The organism is Anaerorhabdus sp. (assembly GCF_036641015.1).
GTDB lineage: Bacteria > Bacillota_I > Bacilli_A > Erysipelotrichales > Erysipelotrichaceae > Anaerorhabdus.
Genome location: NZ_JAVWFO010000039.1, coordinates 1 through 16,277, shown reverse-complemented (window position 1 = coordinate 16,277; position 16,277 = coordinate 1). Strand labels below are relative to the sequence as shown.

Here is a 16,277-nt window from a genome sequence, read left to right as displayed (position 1 = left end):
ATTGACAAGTATTCTTGTCATATCTACTATAACTCTGACAAATATACTTGTCAATAAATAAAGGTTGTAACATTCGTTACAACCTCCTACTTTCTATATTTTTGGTGTCTTTGTTTCTATTTCTTCATCTTCAACAGACCCACCCACAGTGACTTCATCCAATGATGGATTCTCATCATCCTTTGGTTGTATTGGTTCTGGTTCTAACAAAGGAAGTTGATCTTGTTCTGCCTTTGGCTTACGTTTACGAGTTGTTTTCTTTACAACTGGTTTATCATCATCAGTTTTAACTTCTTCAGTCTTTATAGATGTTTGATTAATTGGTAGACCTTTAATAACTCTATCAATTTGCTCAGCAGTAATTGTTTCGTATTCTAGTAAAGCTTCAGCAATTTTGATTAAATCAGCTTTATGTTCAGAAATAATCTTATTTGCATGTTTGTGACAAGTATCAATAATCTTACGTACTTCTTGGTCAATTTCAAAAGCGATTTGTCCAGATACATTTGATGGTGAGTTATAATCTCTTCCTAAGAAGACATTTCCACTTCCACTATCATATTTAATTGGTCCAAGATCACTCATACCATATAAAGTAACCATATCACGTGCTATACGAGTAGCAGATTCAATATCACCTGATGCACCTGCAGAAATATCATCAAAGAAGATTTCTTCAGCAGTACGTCCACCCATATAAGAAGTGATTGTACTCATTAAATCTTTCTTAGTACGCATCATCTTTTCTTCTTTTTCAGTCATCAAGTTATATCCACCAGCTTGACCACGTGGAATAATTGTTATTTTTTGCACTACTGTTGCATCATCTAGGAATAATCCAATAATGGCATGTCCTGCTTCATGATAAGCAACAAGTTTTTTACTAGCTTCATCATATTTACGACTCTTCTTAGCAGGTCCCATCATTACACGGTCAATTGCTTCATCAAGTTGAGACATATGAATCAAGTCTAAATTTTCACGTACTGAAAGAATAGCTGCTTCATTTAATACGTTTTCTAAGTCAGCACCACTAAATCCTGGTGTACGTTTAGCCAATGCTTCTAAATCAATATCTGGTCCTAAATGTTTATTTCTTGCATGTACTTCAAGAATTTCCTTACGACCTTTACGATCTGGTAAAGAAACTGTAATTTGTCTATCAAAACGTCCTGGACGTAATAACGCTGGGTCAAGTACATCTGGTCTATTTGTAGCAGCAATCATAACAATACCAGCATTTTCGCCGATACCATCCATTTCAACTAGTAATTGGTTAAGTGTTTGTTCACGTTCATCATGTCCGCCACCAAATCCAGCTCCACGTTGTCTACCTACCGCATCAATTTCATCGATAAAGATCATACAAGGTGCAGTTTGTTGCGCCTTTTTAAACATATCACGCACACGGCTTGCTCCAACCCCTACAAACATTTCAACAAAATCAGATCCTGAAATACTATAGAATGGAACATCTGCTTCCCCAGCAACAGCTTTAGCAAGTAAAGTTTTACCTGTACCTGGAGGCCCAACCATTAAAATACCCTTAGGTATACGAGCACCCATCTTCGCAAATTTCTTTGGTGATTTTAGGTAATCGATAATTTCAATCATTTCTTCTTTTTCTTCATCACAGCCTGCAACATCTGCAAATCGAACACGAATATTTCCTTCGAGTTTTGCACGTGATTTAGAGAATTCAAATGCTTTGTTGTTTCCGCCACCATTCATTTTAGTTAACATAAATATTGCTAGTCCACCTAACAATAAATATGGAATAAATGAAATTAACGTATCAACTAATAGATTACTTTCTTCAGCATCCAATACAGCAACTTGTCCTTCATTTAATAGACCAAGTACTAAATCAGATTGATTTTCAGTATTAGGAACATTTGCCGAGAAGATTACATCTTGCGTCCCGTCGTTATACATTCCTTTTACATGGATAACATTGTACCCGATGCTTACATCTGCTTTAGATACATCTTGCGTTTCTAACACATTAATTAACTCATTATAAGTTAATTTTTGTGTAGAACCCGAAGCCCCACCTAAATTAAATAAACTAAACATCGCGATAGCAACAACCAAGTATGGTAAATAATTTAAAAACCGGTTGTTATTCTTCATTAATTAAACACACTCCTCACTTTTAATTTATTGATAACATTCATCTTTCAATACCCCAACATAAGGTAAATTACGGAATTTTTGATTGAAGTCTAATCCAAATCCAACCACAAATTCATTTTCTATTTCAAACCCAACGTAGTCAGCATTTATTTCAACTACTCGACGATCAGGTTTATCTAATAAGGTAACAATCTTTACAGAATGTGCACCTTTATTTATTAGCATTTGTGTTACTGTTTTTAATGTTCTTCCTGTATCTACAATATCCTCTACAAGAATAATATCTAAACCTTTAATAGAACGGTCTAAATCTTTAAGTATTTTTATATCGCCAATTGACTCTGTACCTTCGTAACTTGAAACATCCATGAAATCAAATTCAATATCCAATTCTATGTGTTTTACTAACTCTGCAAGAAATGGTACTGATCCTTTTAGAAGCGCTACAAGAAGAGGTGGTTCTTGTCCCTTGTAATCTTCAGTAATTTTTTGCCCTAGTTCTCTCGAACGTCCAATAATTTGTTCCTCTGTTACTAATACTTTTTTAATCAATTGATGCATATTTCTTCCTCCGTGTTATTCAGTATTTTATCACAAATAAGTTAGGTTTTATAGAGTAATGTTCCACATTACACCCAATTCCAGGCACTAAAATGACTTCATTTTTACAATTTAGTACAACTGGCCACTCTTTTCTATCTTTGAGCGGTATTTTTCTATCTATAAACCACCTATTTATCTTCTTTGTTCCAAAGCGAAGATTTATTGCATCTCCATCTTTAATACTTCTAATTGTTAGCGGAAAATCATCTTCACTAACTGTTACGGCATTCACTCCTTTAGTTCCTGTGGCAAGCACAGTAAAATAAGGTGTTTGTAAGCTACTTAATGATTGTAGTACATAGGAATAGCTTTTGTCCTCTTTTCCCACAATTTCACAAATTTGGTTAGAAAGCAGGAGTATTCCATGCTTTAATTCTAATTCATAATTCAATTTTGTGCTAAGCACATGCTCTAGCTGTTCAAAATAATCTCTTGAATTTGTATATTCTACTTGTTTATTTTTCTTAAAATATTCCCTTAATAAATTAATACGAAGTTCTCTTGTTGTATCATTTATTATTTCTCTATAATTTAATTTGTCACTTTGAAGTAATTTATTAATCTCTTCCTCTTCTTTTTCTTTATTAATATTAAGATTATTGATTTCATTTAATATTTTAATTTTTTCTTCGCGACTCATTTTTTCAACAATTTCGTGTCTTATTTTATTACGGGTATAATCACTCTTTAAATTAGATTCATCAATCTGAAATGGTACATCATTTCCCAGACAATAATTTGCACACTCTTGTTTACTCATATTTAATAAAGGTCTAACAATTGTCATCCCCTCAAATTCAACTACACTTGCAATACCATATGTACTAGGAATGGATTTTCGCTTTTGTTGAAACAAATATGTTTCAATTAAATCATCTTGATGATGCCCAACAAGTAGACCTGCAGCATCCTCATCTCTAACACATTCTTTAAAAAAGTCATAGCGAACATCCCTTGCCCAAGCTTGAAAGTTTTGTTTTCTTTTTTGTACAGGATGAATCACTCTAACTTTTACATTGTGCTTATTACAATAAACTTTTACGCAGTTTTCATCACGATCAGCAGTATCACGTTTATGATAATTCACATGAGCTACCACAACTTCTATTTTCGCTTTAACACACATGTCTAAAAGAGCCATAGAATCAGGCCCTCCAGAAACAGCAACTATCCACTTTTTATTAACTAAGTTATTAAACATAGTATAAGTTTATCATAATTATTTTTCTTTTACATACTTTCGCTACTAGATATGCACTTTATAATGCGTTTCTTTATCTTTTGATAACAAGGCGAACTAATTTCAAGGTGTGCTTTTACATCTATAATTCGTGCTGTATTAATATATTTACAATCATTTAGGAATAATACAGATGGTTTATTCATTCCTGGTAAACAACCTAACCGCATTAAATGTCTTTTACCACTAGGATTATCAATTAAATCATAGGCTGTCTTATATTGTAATTCATTAGAAGTCATCGGTATCACAAATGCCTTCTTTTGATAAATTGATAACACTAACCCAAAATGTTGGAATCCAATTTCGTTTAAATATGCTTGCCCATAATCAATGTAACAAATATCTCCCGGTCTAATATCAATACCTAACTGTTCACAGGATGTATATTGACTTCTTAATAACCAATTTGCATCACTTACTAAATAGGAATCACAATGCTGCTCATCTACACATTTAATTACCTCTTCTCTCGCTCTTACAAAATTATTCCATTTTGCTTGATACGGAATTATTATTTCATCTTCTCCTTTCAAAACTTGTTCAATACGCTGTTTATTCATAGTAGATCTCCTTACTTATTGATACGCAAGGAAATCCTAAATTCCTAAAAAAAAACACCAATTTTCATTAGTGTTTATCTTCTTCTTTAGTTTTCCCTCTAATTCTTCTCCACAATCCCAATAATGGATGGAACTTTGGATTAATCATCCCTGTCTTTTCAATAAATATCTCTGATATGAATAATAGGACAATGACCATAACAATACCCACTGTCTTATCAAAATACGTAACTATTGAACTCATCCCAAATAACATTGTCATTAAATATAGAATTAATACTGCATTACGATGTCCTAAATCTAATTTATACATTAAGACATGGTGTAAATGACTTCGATCTGCTTCAGATATCTTTTGTCCTTTTAATTTACGACGAATGATTGCAATAATAGTGTCGGAAATTGGAATAAACAAAATAAGTATAGGAAATCCTAAGGTAATGAATGCGGTTGTTTTAAACCCTAATAAAGAAATCGTCGCAATCATATACCCTAGGAATAATGCACCACAGTCCCCCATAAAAATACTTGCTGGATGAAAGTTATATTTAAGGAAGCCTAAGATTGCCCCTGCCAAGATAAGTGACATAATACAAATATCACGTCTTCCCATAAAGAATCCTAAGATTCCTATAGTACACGTTACAATTAATGAAATACCGCTAGATAATCCATCTAATCCATCCATTAAGTTAATTGCATTAGTAATTCCTACTATCCAAACAAATGAAATAAAACCTGAAATAAATACGCTATTTATTGTAATACCAAATGGTAAATTAATACTCGATAAGTACACTTGACCCATAAATATCGCAATTAATGCTGCTACTATCTGAAAAGCTAACTTAATAATTGGTTTTAAATCAAAGATATCGTCTAATAGTCCTCCAAAGAAAACCACCATACCTCCAAGCAAAATACCATTTAATGTATCATCTGCTTTAACAAATATAGCCATACCTACCATAAATGCTACATATATCGCAAGTCCACCCATACGAACCATTTTCCCATGGTGAACTGTTCGTTGATTCTCTTCTGCATAAATCCCTAATCCAATACCTACTTTTTTAGCAATTGGAACTAAAACAAGGGACAAAATTAAAGGCAGTACAAAATAAGGAAAAGCACCTATTACAAGATTCATTTGTACACCTCTCTTTCGACTCTTTGGATATTATACCACGCAACCCTTTTAGTAGACTATCCTTTATTATTACTTTTTGTGTTCATCTATATTATATACGATTGAGTCTACAAGACTAAAGAATTTAATTGCATTTTTCTTTTACTTTATGTAATTTAGATATAGAGGTACTCTATGGAATATAAAAGCGTAATCTTTGATTTTAATGGAACACTATTATTTGATAGTGATTTTCATCATCAAGCATGGAAACAACTTGTCAAAGAGCGACTACAACTAGAACTAACAGAAAACGAAATGAATAACTTTATTCATGGTTTACCGAATGTAGAAGCTATTGAGAAATTAGCACCAAATAAATATACACTAAGTGAAAAAGAACAGTTATCTAAATATAAAGAAGAACTTTATCGTAATATCATTACAAATACCCCTAATATCAAACTAGTTGATGGTGCAGAAAAACTTTTTAATATTTTAAATAGTAAGAATATCCCCTTTACAATTGCAAGTGCATCTATTATTGAAAACATTGAATTTTTCTACACTACTTTTAATTTAAACAATTGGCTAAAACTTGAAGATATTATTTATGACAATGGCAAATACATCAACAAAGTAGATATGTTTAACGATGCATTAGCTATACTGAACAGCGAAAAGGAATCTTGTTTAATATTTGAAGACTCATTAAGCGGTGTCACTAGTGCAATTGAAGCAGGATTCAAAAATATCATTTTATTACATCAAAAAGAATATCGTGATGAGTTTAAATCTATACCTGAAATTATTTATCATTCAAATAATTTCAAAGATATATTTACGTTTTTATTAAATAACTAATATAAGGGTTTAATACCCTTTTTTAGTAAATATTTTACGTTTGCCATCCCACTGTTTTTAACAAGGACTTGTACTTGCGTTACCTATGATAAAGTTTTATCATTTTTTATATAATATAAGATTGGAGAGTGCAAAGCTAAATGATCGTTCTTAGTATTGGTATTTTAATTACTTTATTTATTATATACAGTGTCTTAGGTACAACAAAACGAGCTAAATCTATTCCTTTTTTAAAAGGTATTTACTACCACCGTGGTTTCTATGATAACCATGAAATCGCAGAGAATAGTATGAGATCCTTTGAAAAATGTATCAATAAGGGATATGGCATTGAACTAGATGTACAGTTAACACAAGATAAACAAGTAGTTGTTTTTCACGATGATACGTTAGAAAGAATGTGTCATTCTCATCTAGTAGTAAAAGAAACTTCATTTGAAGATTTAAGTCACTTTTATCTTCTTGAGACAAATGATAAAATACCTCTTTTCGAGGATGTCCTAAAACTTAATAATGGACGAGTTCCTATCTATATTGAAATTAAAGATTTTAGTATGAACTTCAAAGAACTTGTGGACAAGACTGTTGAACTTATGAAAAAATATCCTGGTGATTATTATGTATGTTCCTTCAATGTTATCGCAATAATTTATTTAAAAAAATTGGATCCATTAATTCTAAGAGGTGTTATTTCACAGAATTTCAAAAACGATAATTTTTCTAAGTTTAAGGGTTTTTTATTACAAAATATGTTTCTCAATTTTCTAGCAAAACCAGATGTTATTAGTTATGAATACAATGAAATCAATTGGTCAGTCCGACTTAATAAATTATTAAAGAGAAAAATCGCTGGTTGGGCAATTGCAAGTCAACAAGAATTCGATGCATATAAAGACTTTTTCGATATAGCTGTAATCGAACATTTTGAACCAACAAAATAGTAATTATAAAAAAAATATGCTTCTACATAATATAGAAACATATTTTTTATTTTCACTAAATTTTAATACTATTCATCAATATCAGTAGCGATTAATTCACCTTTACTTATCTCTACTTCATATCCATCTTTAACAAGTCTTTCAATAAGACTCTCTTTATGTTGTTGATTCATTGTTTCAATTACAATTGATACCGAACATTGATGTTTTAATACTTCATTTGATAAACGATCATGTTCAATTGTAATTATATTTGCACCAACTTCTGACAATGTATCAATAACACGTTTTAAATTTCCTGGTTTATCTGTTAAATGGAAGCAAACTGAGAATCTTCTGCCAGTTTTAACTAAACCTAAATCAATAATTTGTGCCAAGTAGTTTACATCAATATTGCCACCAGATAGCACTGCAACTGTTTTCTTTTGATCAATTGGATATTTATGGAATACTGCAGCCGCTACTGCTGTTGCTCCAGCACCTTCTGCTAATAACTTCATTTTTTCAAGCAACATTAATATAGTCGCTGATATTTCTTTATCACCTACTAATACAACATCATCAAGATAGTCTCTACATATTTCAAATGTTTTGGTACCAGGTTTTTTAACCGCAATACCATCTGCCATTGTATTTACTTCAGCTTCTGTTATTTTATTTTCTGCGATTGATACTTTCATACTAGGCGCATGCTTTGCTTGTACTCCAATAACCTTAACAGATGGTTTAAGTGATTTAATCGCAAATGCGATACCTGAGGCTAGTCCTCCCCCACCAATTGGTACAAGTACAGTTTCAACATCTGGCATTTTTTCTAGGATTTCTAAACCAATTGTTCCTTGTCCTGCCATTACTTCATCATCATCAAATGGTTCAATGAATACTGCACCAGTTCTACATACTAATTCTTTTGCATATTCATATGCATCATTGAATGTATCGCCAACAAGTTCTACATTTACACCATAACTACGAGTTGCTTCTATCTTAGATAATGGTGCAGTTGCAGGCATTACAATTGTTCCCTTAATGCCCATATCACGACATGCATATGCAACCCCTTGTGCATGGTTACCAGCACTTGCCGCAACAACTCCACAACTTCTTTCTTCTTTTGTCAGTTTACTTAATTTATAATACGCTCCACGTAATTTGAATGCTCCTGTTTTTTGTAAGTTCTCTGCTTTAACCCATAAATTGTTATGAATTAGTGACGCATCAATAATAGGAGTTTTGTTTATTACTCCCTCTAATACTTCTTTTGCTTCTTGAATCATTTCTATTTTCATATGATTACCTCAAATTCTTTTCTTATTTTACTCCACTTTACATCCAAATTGAATAGTTTTCACATCAATTTCATTTCTTATTATAAGTCTTTTATATTAGTCCAGTCTTTGCACAATTCAATAAATGCTTGTGCAGTTTCAGTTAAATATTTGTTTTGGTTATAGATAACCATGAAATTACGCACTAAGTTAACATCATCGATTTTAACTCGCACTACATCCTTTTCTTTTAAATCGTCCTTAATCATTAAATAAGGTAATATTGATACTCCCAAATCTTTTTTAACTGCTCTTACTAACGCCTTGGTGCTTACACTTTCCCATATTGGGTTAACAACTAAATTATTAGCAGTAAATAGACTTGTTATTAATTGTCGCTCTGCACTACCATTTTCTCTAAATAATAAGTCCGCTTTTTCTAGTTCTTTTAATTGAATTGATTTACGTTTTGATAGTGGATTCTCTTTACTGACTATCAAACACAGTTCATCAGTAAAAAATGGTATTTCAGTAACTTTATTCTTATGATGATTTCTACCTTCTAATAAGGCAATATCAACTTCATTGTCACCCAATAGTTTTTCTATTGTTTCACTATTATTGATTGTCACTTGTACTTTTGTCTTTGGATACTTCTTTTTAAGTAGTTTTATTACTTGTGGCAATATAAAATTTCCTATTGTTATCGTAGTCCCAATTCGTAATGCTCCAAGTGCTTCCCAATTGACTATATTTTCTTCCATTTCATCAAACATAACTAATATAGGCATAGCATAATCAAATAGTTTTCTAGCTGCCTCAGTTGGATATATCTTTCTAGTTAAGCGATCAAATAAACAAATTCCATAATAGTTTTCAAGTTCTTTTATCGCTAAACTTACCGCTGGTTGAGCAAGATGCAAAGCTTCTGCCGCCTTGGTAATACTTCCCTTTTGAAATACTGTTACAAATATTCTTAAATGTCTTAGTGTCATACCCCTCCTATACATAACTCATTCATTATGTATTTGATATATTAATATTATTTTAATTATACTACACTTTGGTGTAGACTGTGTAAGTAGGAGAAATAAAAATGGAAAATAAAGCAAAAATAAGACTTAAATTGTTTATATCTACCCTTTATATGAGTGCTTTCACTTTTGGGGGTGGATATGTAATCATAACACTATTAAAACAAAAATTTGTTGATGAATTACATTGGATCGATGAAAAGGAAATGTTAGATTTAGTCGCTATTGCCCAATCATCCCCTGGCGCTATTGCGGTTAATGGAGCGATCGTAATTGGTTACAAGTTAGATGGTATCTTAGGGGCATTCATCGCTATCTTAGGTACCGTATTACCACCATTTCTTATTATCTCAGTTGTATCTTACTTTTATGAAGCATTCCAATCAAACCTAATTGTTTCGCTAATGTTAGAAGGCATGCAATCTGGTGTAGCCGCTGTTATTGCAGCTGTTGTTATTAATATGGGTGTTGGAATCGTAAAAGAAAAAAGCATGCTCAACAACATTGTAATGATTGTCGCATTTGTTGTTACTTTTGTCTTTGGTGTCAATGTTGCATGGGTAGTATTAACATGTATCGGTATTGGAGTACTACGTATGTTTATTGGTAGAAAGGGGCAAGAAGCATGATCTACTTACAATTATTCATCAGTTTTCTGCAAATTGGATTATTTAGTTTTGGCGGCGGATATGCTGCTTTACCACTTATCCAGGAACAAGTAGTTACCATACACAAATGGTTAACCTTAGGTGAGTTTACAAACCTAATCACAATATCGCAAATGACACCAGGCCCTATCGCTATTAATTCCGCTACCTTTGTTGGATTACAAGTTGGTGGTGTCTTAGGCGCAATAGTCGCAACCCTAGGAAGCATACTGCCTTCATGTATTATCGTTATGATTCTTGCCTTCTTATATCTAAAATACAAGAATGTCGCTTGGATTCAAAACGTTCTTAAAACACTTAGACCTGCAGTTGTCGCAATGATTGCAACCGCTGGAATAACAATTATTACCACAGCATTTTGGGGAACAAGTGCAATTCAAATTGGCACTATTAAAATTGATATGGTAATCTTCTTTCTTATCGCATACCTTGCCTTAAGTAAATTCAAAGCAAACCCTATCTTAGTTATGATTTTATGTGGTGTTGCCAAAGTAGGATTATACTTCATGACTACTGGAATATAAAAATTACTTTCTTGTAAACACGATTTCTCTTTCATTGGAATACATATCATTGTAAATAAATCCATAATCATTGAACTTTTTTATTCCATCTAAAGTTTTTATGTTTTTCTCTGCCATGTAACGCACTAGGCCACCTCTAGCCATTTTTGCTAAGGTGCCTTTTACTTTTATTTTATTATTAACTAGTTCACCAAATATAATTGTAATCATTCTTTCTTTACAATGCGGTTCGATAACATCACTATATTCTTTTGAAGCTAAATTAATAATTACATCATTATCTTTCAATAATTCTTTTGCAATTTTATCTGACCAAAATTCATATAGATTGTTATAATTTTTTATCACCAATTTTGTTTGCATTTCTAAACGATATTGTACAACTGCATCTGTAGGTTTAAGTAGCCCGTATAAGCCACTCAAAATTACCAAATGCTCATTAACATATTCCCATGCATTATCAGAGAATACATGTGGAGCCATCTCTTGATATTGTAATCCTGAGTAAGTTGTTAATGCCATCATATTAGCTTGTTCTAGTTTATTATTTTGATATCGCTCATAGTTCAAATGAACTAACTGGTCATTACATTTTAATAACTCTTTTAGTTCCATTCTTGTTTTTGATTTTAAACTGTTTAATAATACTTTTGCTTCCTTGATAAAAATTGGTTTAGTATTAGCTACAAATGAATCACTTGTATCTACCATCTTTTTAGCAGGAGAAATTATAATTTTCATTTTTATCACCAAAAATAGTTTACCATATACAAATCATTTATAAACCCTATTATCATTTTTGCCATAATTGGTATACCTACTTTTATATGTTATAATTATGGCGATTATTATTTACTAAATAAAAATCGTTTTGAGGTAATCACATGAAAAAAAACTATAACGCAATTGACATAATGAAATTTATATCTGCATTTCTAGTCATTATCGTTCATACTTATCCATTCTATACAAGTGTCCCTACATTTGGATTTATTACTAGTAATATTGTAGGTAGAGTTGTAATACCCTTCTTTTTTCTAGCTGCTGGATACTTTTTCCAAAAAGGTAATCCAAGTAAAGAAAGATTTAAGAAGTATACATTTAAATTATTACGCTTATATATCGTTTGGAGTGTTTTATATATTCCTCTAGGTATTCATCTTCTTAATGGATTTATGGAAATGACACCTGTGTTGTGGGCAGCTGGATCTTTTTTAGCTTTAGTTAACTTTGGTACTTACTTTCATTTATGGTATATGGCTGCACTCATATTCGCAATTGTATTCTGTTATTACTATTTAAGAAAGTTTTCAATGAAGTCTTTAGTAATAGTGGGATTTATATTATTCTGTTTCGGTTGCTTGGAAACATATTATGGTTTAATTCCAAACGGTACTTTCTTAGATGCTTTAAACATTTATCTAATGATTTTCTTTACAACTCGTAATGGTTTATTCTTTGGTATCTTATTTGTTTCATTAGGTATGGCAGTTGCCAAATATGATTTAGCATCCAAAGTAAAATATTCTCACATTTCACTTCTATCATTAGTATTCTTTATTGCTTTATGCGTAGAAGCATTCTCAATTAAATCCCTTGGATGGGCAATTGATTATAATTTCTATATCATGGTAGTACCATTTAGTTATTGTTGGTTTGTGACTTTGTTGAAAACAAATGTTACTCTTAAATTAGATTATGCAGCACTTCGCGAGTATAGTGTTATTATTTATTTTAGCCACGGTATCTTCTTAGAGTTAATTCCAATTTTACTAGGTACACAATACGGATACTTATTTGATAGTGGCGTATTTAGATTATTCTCTGTATTAATACCTACACTTTTAGTATCTTACTTAATTAAACATAAGATTCCTTTACTACAATAAAACATTAATCAAAAGGTCAGTTTACCCAATAACATCTAGGTAGACTGACCTTTTATAATATATTTACCAAAACATTTGCGCTACAACTACTACTAATGGAATTGAAACTATACTTAATAATGTTGTAAACGAAATAATATGAGCACTAGTAGTATAATCACGATTAAACATCTGAGCGAATATTGCAAGTGTATTTGCACATGGAACACTATTCGCAACTAGTATAATTAATTTTAATGTCATGTATTCATTTGGAATAAATTTTAAAAATAATATTGTTAATAACGGTATGATTATTAGTCTAGTTAGCGCTACTAAATAACATTTCTTATTAACAAATAGTTTTAGTATTGAATCTTTTGCTAAATATGTGCCTAATACAATCATGCTTAATGGTGTGTTCATTGATCCAATACTTCTAAACACATCTTCGATTATTGTAGGCAATGTTATTGGAGTACAATACAATATCAACCCCACAATAACAGCAATTGTATTTGGATTTGTAATTACCTTTTTAAATGATACTTCCTTTTTATCAGAAGTCATCATATATATACCATACGTCCAAACTAATATGATAAATACAGCTACATATGCACTAAGGTAAAATACCGCATCCTGACCAAACATCGCAATGATAATTGGTATACCAACAAATGAAGAGTTTGTAAATATTGATGCAAATCGTTCGATGATTTTATCACCTTTAAATAAAATATTTGCGACAATGATTCCAATTCCAATTACTAGTATACTTAATGCAAAAGCCATACCAAGTAACTTGAATTCTTCCATATTAAATTCTCTAATAAATGATGTTACAAGCACACTTGGAATTACATATCGCAATAAAAAGTTACCTACTTGTTTAACAGTTTCATCATTAAATACTTTTTGCTTATATAGATAATAACCTACAAACATCAACAAAAACATTTTAACGATTTGAATTAATAAAGGTCCTAATAATGAATTCATAATTACCTATTTAAGATATTCAAACAACAGTTTAACACTTGCTTCTACTGCTTGAATATGACTTCTTTCCATTCCATGACTTGCATGAACACCTGGTCCAATTAAAGCACCTTTAATATTATTTGAAGAACTTAATGCAGTTGATACATCACTTCCATACATTGGATAAATATCAACAGCATAGTTTAGTTTTTCTTTTTTCGCAATATCAATTAACTTACTAGTCATTTGATAATCATATGGTCCACTACTGTCTTTAGCACAAATTGAAACATCATATTCTGTGCAAGCTAAATCAGTACCAATACATCCCATATCAACACCTAGTAATTCTTTAATATCTTCTGGTATCCACGCACCACCATGACCTACTTCTTCATAAACTGTAATCATAAAATAAGTTTTCTTTGCTAATTTAATCTTATTTTTTGAAATATGTTCTAATACACTAAATAGTATCGCAACACTTAATTTATCATCTAAGAATCTTGATTTAATAAATCCACTTGGTGTTATTTCTGTTTTTGTTTCAATCGCAATAAAATCGCCATTCATAATTCCAAGTTTTTCTACATCTTCTTTTGTTTTTACTACTTCATCAATTCTGATTTCCATTGTATCTTCATTGCGTGCTAATGTAGTAGCATCTTTATGTACATGTATGCTTGGAGATGTACTTAAAATAGTACCTGTATATATTTTTCCATCACGTGTATAAATACGACAATACTCACTATCTAAAGTATTCATTATCGGTCCACCAACTTTAGTAACTGCTAGTTTCCCATCCGCTTTAATAGAACGTACCATAAGTCCTAAAGTATCTGTATGCGCACATACTCCACGAGCTTCTTTACTTTTGCCTTCTACTTCAATAATTAGATTACCCTTTTGTGTAACACTAGTTTTAAATCCAAGTCTTTTTGCTTCTTTTTGTAGAAATGAAATCGCATTAGATGTGAACCCTGAAGGACTATCAATTTTTAAAATCTTTTCCGCAAAATCAAGCGTGTATTTTTTGTTAAATTTCATTGGAAATCTCCTTTTCATATGCAATTCTTGGCGCGTGGTCCATTACATAAACCACACCACATTTTTGAAACCCATTCTTTTCAATACATCTTTGCATTGATGTATTCAATTCATGTGTATCAATTCTTATATAGTTTACACCTTTTTTAGATGCATGACACTCACAAAACTTAAAAAAATGTGAGGCTAACCCTTTTCCTTTAACCGTTGTATCTATCGCTATACGATGAATTACTACATATGGTTTATTTGATAACCAATTACCTTCAATTACTTTATAATATGGATCTTCATCAAACGATATCATACAAGTGCCAATCACATTGTTATTATCAACTAATACATAGTTATGGTTACTATTTATATCATTGACTACAGTCTCCATATTAGGGTAACCATTTTGCCATTGTGGTATACCTTCATTTTTAAGATATTCTTGCGCTTGCGCTATAATCTCCATAATCCTATTTCTATCATCTAAACTAGCTAATCTAATATCCATACACAATCTCCATAAATAACATATCTACTATAGTACCACATGTTTTGTTTCTTGGTTGAAGATTTCAAACTTTTTCTAATTTTGAATCAAACATTTTTAGTGTGCTTAAAAGCACAAAAAAACCATCTATCCCAAACAAAGAGAATAGATGGTAAATATTACTTATTTTTAATTAATCATCAATACCAAGAATATCAACAATGATATTCTTATAAAGAATTGCTTTAGCTCCATAAATTGCTTGAACTCCACCACTTACTTCTAAAACATCTGTGGCTCCAATCTTTTTAAGTTTAGCTTTATCTACTTTTTCAACATCTTTAACAGATACTCTTAATCGAGTGATACATGCATCTACATCTTCAATGTTTTCTGCACCACCTAAAGCTTCAATTACAAGAATTGCTTCTTCTTTCAATGTATCCTTAGTTGTAATTTTGACTTCTTCATTTTCATCAATCATGTCATCATCACTACGACCAGGTGTTGGAATGTTAAACTTTGTAATACAGAATTTGAAAACACCATAATACAAGAATGCCCATGCAATTCCCAAAGGAATTTGAATCATCCAGTTTGTAAATGCATTACCTTGTAATACTCCAAATAATGTAAAGTCAATTACTCCACCAGAGAATGTATTCCCAATAGAAATATTTAAAATATCTGCAATAAAGAATGATACACCATCTAAGAATGCATGAATTACATATAACCAAGGTGCTACAAATAGGAACATAAATTCAATTGGTTCTGTAATACCTGTAATGAAACTTGTTAACGCAACACCAATGAATAATCCTTTGTATTTATTTCTTTTATTCTTAGGTACACAATGATACATTGCTAAACATGCTGCTGGTAAACCAAACATCATTGTAGAGAAACGTCCTGCAAAGAAAC

Annotated in this window: 17 protein-coding genes; 5 read left to right on the top strand and 12 right to left on the bottom strand. The window is 31.2% G+C overall.

What is annotated here, in order from left to right:
* Window positions 1-93 precede the first annotated feature (93 nt).
* From ftsH to RR430_RS06665, 5 genes are all read right to left on the bottom strand, one after another.
* Window positions 94-2,133 carry an ATP-dependent zinc metalloprotease FtsH gene (ftsH, locus tag RR430_RS06685; RefSeq protein ID WP_332487331.1) on the bottom strand — a complete coding sequence of 680 codons (2,040 nt, stop codon included), beginning with the start codon at window positions 2,131-2,133 and terminating at the stop codon, window positions 94-96.
* 27 nt (window positions 2,134-2,160) lie between these two features.
* Window positions 2,161-2,697, bottom strand: a complete 537-nt coding sequence (gene hpt, locus RR430_RS06680; protein ID WP_332487329.1) for a hypoxanthine phosphoribosyltransferase — start codon at window positions 2,695-2,697, stop codon at window positions 2,161-2,163.
* 19 nt (window positions 2,698-2,716) lie between these two features.
* Window positions 2,717-3,940 carry a tRNA lysidine(34) synthetase TilS gene (gene tilS, locus RR430_RS06675; protein ID WP_332487328.1) on the bottom strand — a complete coding sequence of 408 codons (1,224 nt, stop codon included), beginning with the start codon at window positions 3,938-3,940 and terminating at the stop codon, window positions 2,717-2,719.
* Between the two features lie 29 nt (window positions 3,941-3,969).
* Complete coding sequence (locus RR430_RS06670) at window positions 3,970-4,542, bottom strand: hypothetical protein (protein ID WP_332487326.1); 573 nt, start codon at window positions 4,540-4,542, stop codon at window positions 3,970-3,972.
* Window positions 4,543-4,609: 67 nt separating this feature from the next.
* Entirely contained in the window at window positions 4,610-5,692 is a 1,083-nt protein-coding gene (locus RR430_RS06665) for an MraY family glycosyltransferase (protein WP_332508804.1), read from the bottom strand.
* Between the two features lie 174 nt (window positions 5,693-5,866).
* On the opposite strand from RR430_RS06665, the gene RR430_RS06660 reads away from it, so the two are divergent.
* Both RR430_RS06660 and RR430_RS06655 read left to right on the top strand, forming a co-directional pair.
* A complete protein-coding gene (locus RR430_RS06660; RefSeq protein ID WP_332508803.1) occupies window positions 5,867-6,535 on the top strand; it encodes an HAD family hydrolase in 669 nt (222 codons plus the stop codon).
* Window positions 6,536-6,675: 140 nt separating this feature from the next.
* Window positions 6,676-7,476: a glycerophosphodiester phosphodiesterase family protein gene (locus tag RR430_RS06655; protein ID WP_332508802.1), complete on the top strand. Its 801-nt coding sequence runs from the start codon at window positions 6,676-6,678 to the stop codon at window positions 7,474-7,476.
* Window positions 7,477-7,544: 68 nt separating this feature from the next.
* Here the strand turns inward: RR430_RS06655 and ilvA are convergent, their stop codons facing one another.
* Both ilvA and RR430_RS06645 read right to left on the bottom strand, forming a co-directional pair.
* Window positions 7,545-8,765, bottom strand: coding sequence for a threonine ammonia-lyase (ilvA, locus tag RR430_RS06650; protein WP_332508801.1), 1,221 nt, complete (start codon window positions 8,763-8,765; stop codon window positions 7,545-7,547).
* A gap of 80 nt (window positions 8,766-8,845) precedes the next feature.
* On the bottom strand, window positions 8,846-9,739 hold the full coding sequence (locus RR430_RS06645; RefSeq protein ID WP_332508800.1) for a LysR family transcriptional regulator: 894 nt from the start codon (window positions 9,737-9,739) through the stop codon (window positions 8,846-8,848).
* A 101-nt stretch (window positions 9,740-9,840) separates the two neighbouring features.
* Between RR430_RS06645 and RR430_RS06640 the strand changes: the two genes are divergently transcribed.
* Complete coding sequence (locus tag RR430_RS06640; RefSeq protein ID WP_332487316.1) at window positions 9,841-10,407, top strand: chromate transporter; 567 nt, start codon at window positions 9,841-9,843, stop codon at window positions 10,405-10,407.
* Window positions 10,404-10,970 (top strand): chromate transporter, encoded by a 567-nt coding sequence (locus RR430_RS06635; protein ID WP_332487315.1) that lies wholly within the window; start codon window positions 10,404-10,406, stop codon window positions 10,968-10,970. The genes RR430_RS06640 and RR430_RS06635 overlap by 4 nt, the downstream gene beginning before the upstream one ends.
* A 3-nt stretch (window positions 10,971-10,973) precedes the next feature.
* On the opposite strand, the gene yaaA is transcribed toward RR430_RS06635, so the two are convergent.
* Window positions 10,974-11,711, bottom strand: coding sequence for a peroxide stress protein YaaA (gene yaaA / locus RR430_RS06630; RefSeq protein ID WP_332487313.1), 738 nt, complete (start codon window positions 11,709-11,711; stop codon window positions 10,974-10,976).
* Window positions 11,712-11,854: 143 nt separating this feature from the next.
* Here yaaA and RR430_RS06625 point away from each other — a divergent pair, with 143 nt between their 5' ends.
* Complete coding sequence (locus RR430_RS06625; protein ID WP_332508799.1) at window positions 11,855-12,859, top strand: acyltransferase; 1,005 nt, start codon at window positions 11,855-11,857, stop codon at window positions 12,857-12,859.
* A 63-nt stretch (window positions 12,860-12,922) separates the two neighbouring features.
* Here the strand turns inward: RR430_RS06625 and RR430_RS06620 are convergent, their stop codons facing one another.
* The 4 genes from RR430_RS06620 to RR430_RS06605 all read right to left on the bottom strand — a co-directional run.
* Window positions 12,923-13,840 carry an AEC family transporter gene (locus RR430_RS06620; protein ID WP_332487311.1) on the bottom strand — a complete coding sequence of 306 codons (918 nt, stop codon included), beginning with the start codon at window positions 13,838-13,840 and terminating at the stop codon, window positions 12,923-12,925.
* Between the two features lie 6 nt (window positions 13,841-13,846).
* On the bottom strand, window positions 13,847-14,872 hold the full coding sequence (locus tag RR430_RS06615; RefSeq protein WP_332487310.1) for a M42 family metallopeptidase: 1,026 nt from the start codon (window positions 14,870-14,872) through the stop codon (window positions 13,847-13,849).
* Window positions 14,862-15,374: a GNAT family N-acetyltransferase gene (locus tag RR430_RS06610; RefSeq protein WP_332487309.1), complete on the bottom strand. Its 513-nt coding sequence runs from the start codon at window positions 15,372-15,374 to the stop codon at window positions 14,862-14,864. Before RR430_RS06610 ends, RR430_RS06615 begins: the two co-directional genes overlap by 11 nt.
* A gap of 172 nt (window positions 15,375-15,546) precedes the next feature.
* Window positions 15,547-16,277: glucose PTS transporter subunit EIIB (locus RR430_RS06605; RefSeq protein WP_332508798.1), on the bottom strand; the 731-nt coding region annotated here is incomplete at its 5' end.

Coding starts and splice junctions, on each gene's coding strand:
- RR430_RS06670 (WP_332487326.1), bottom strand. CDS start 4,542: ATGAATAAACAGCGTATTGAACAAGTTTTGAAAGGAGAAGATGAAATA.
- ftsH (WP_332487331.1), bottom strand. CDS start 2,133: ATGAAGAATAACAACCGGTTTTTAAATTATTTACCATACTTGGTTGTT.
- RR430_RS06620 (WP_332487311.1), bottom strand. CDS start 13,840: ATGAATTCATTATTAGGACCTTTATTAATTCAAATCGTTAAAATGTTT.
- RR430_RS06625 (WP_332508799.1), top strand. CDS start 11,855: ATGAAAAAAAACTATAACGCAATTGACATAATGAAATTTATATCTGCA.
- tilS (WP_332487328.1), bottom strand. CDS start 3,940: ATGTTTAATAACTTAGTTAATAAAAAGTGGATAGTTGCTGTTTCTGGA.
- hpt (WP_332487329.1), bottom strand. CDS start 2,697: ATGCATCAATTGATTAAAAAAGTATTAGTAACAGAGGAACAAATTATT.
- yaaA (WP_332487313.1), bottom strand. CDS start 11,711: ATGAAAATTATAATTTCTCCTGCTAAAAAGATGGTAGATACAAGTGAT.
- RR430_RS06640 (WP_332487316.1), top strand. CDS start 9,841: ATGGAAAATAAAGCAAAAATAAGACTTAAATTGTTTATATCTACCCTT.
- RR430_RS06665 (WP_332508804.1), bottom strand. CDS start 5,692: ATGAATCTTGTAATAGGTGCTTTTCCTTATTTTGTACTGCCTTTAATT.
- RR430_RS06635 (WP_332487315.1), top strand. CDS start 10,404: ATGATCTACTTACAATTATTCATCAGTTTTCTGCAAATTGGATTATTT.
- RR430_RS06645 (WP_332508800.1), bottom strand. CDS start 9,739: ATGACACTAAGACATTTAAGAATATTTGTAACAGTATTTCAAAAGGGA.
- RR430_RS06660 (WP_332508803.1), top strand. CDS start 5,867: ATGGAATATAAAAGCGTAATCTTTGATTTTAATGGAACACTATTATTT.
- RR430_RS06655 (WP_332508802.1), top strand. CDS start 6,676: ATGATCGTTCTTAGTATTGGTATTTTAATTACTTTATTTATTATATAC.
- ilvA (WP_332508801.1), bottom strand. CDS start 8,765: ATGAAAATAGAAATGATTCAAGAAGCAAAAGAAGTATTAGAGGGAGTA.
- RR430_RS06615 (WP_332487310.1), bottom strand. CDS start 14,872: ATGAAATTTAACAAAAAATACACGCTTGATTTTGCGGAAAAGATTTTA.
- RR430_RS06610 (WP_332487309.1), bottom strand. CDS start 15,374: ATGGATATTAGATTAGCTAGTTTAGATGATAGAAATAGGATTATGGAG.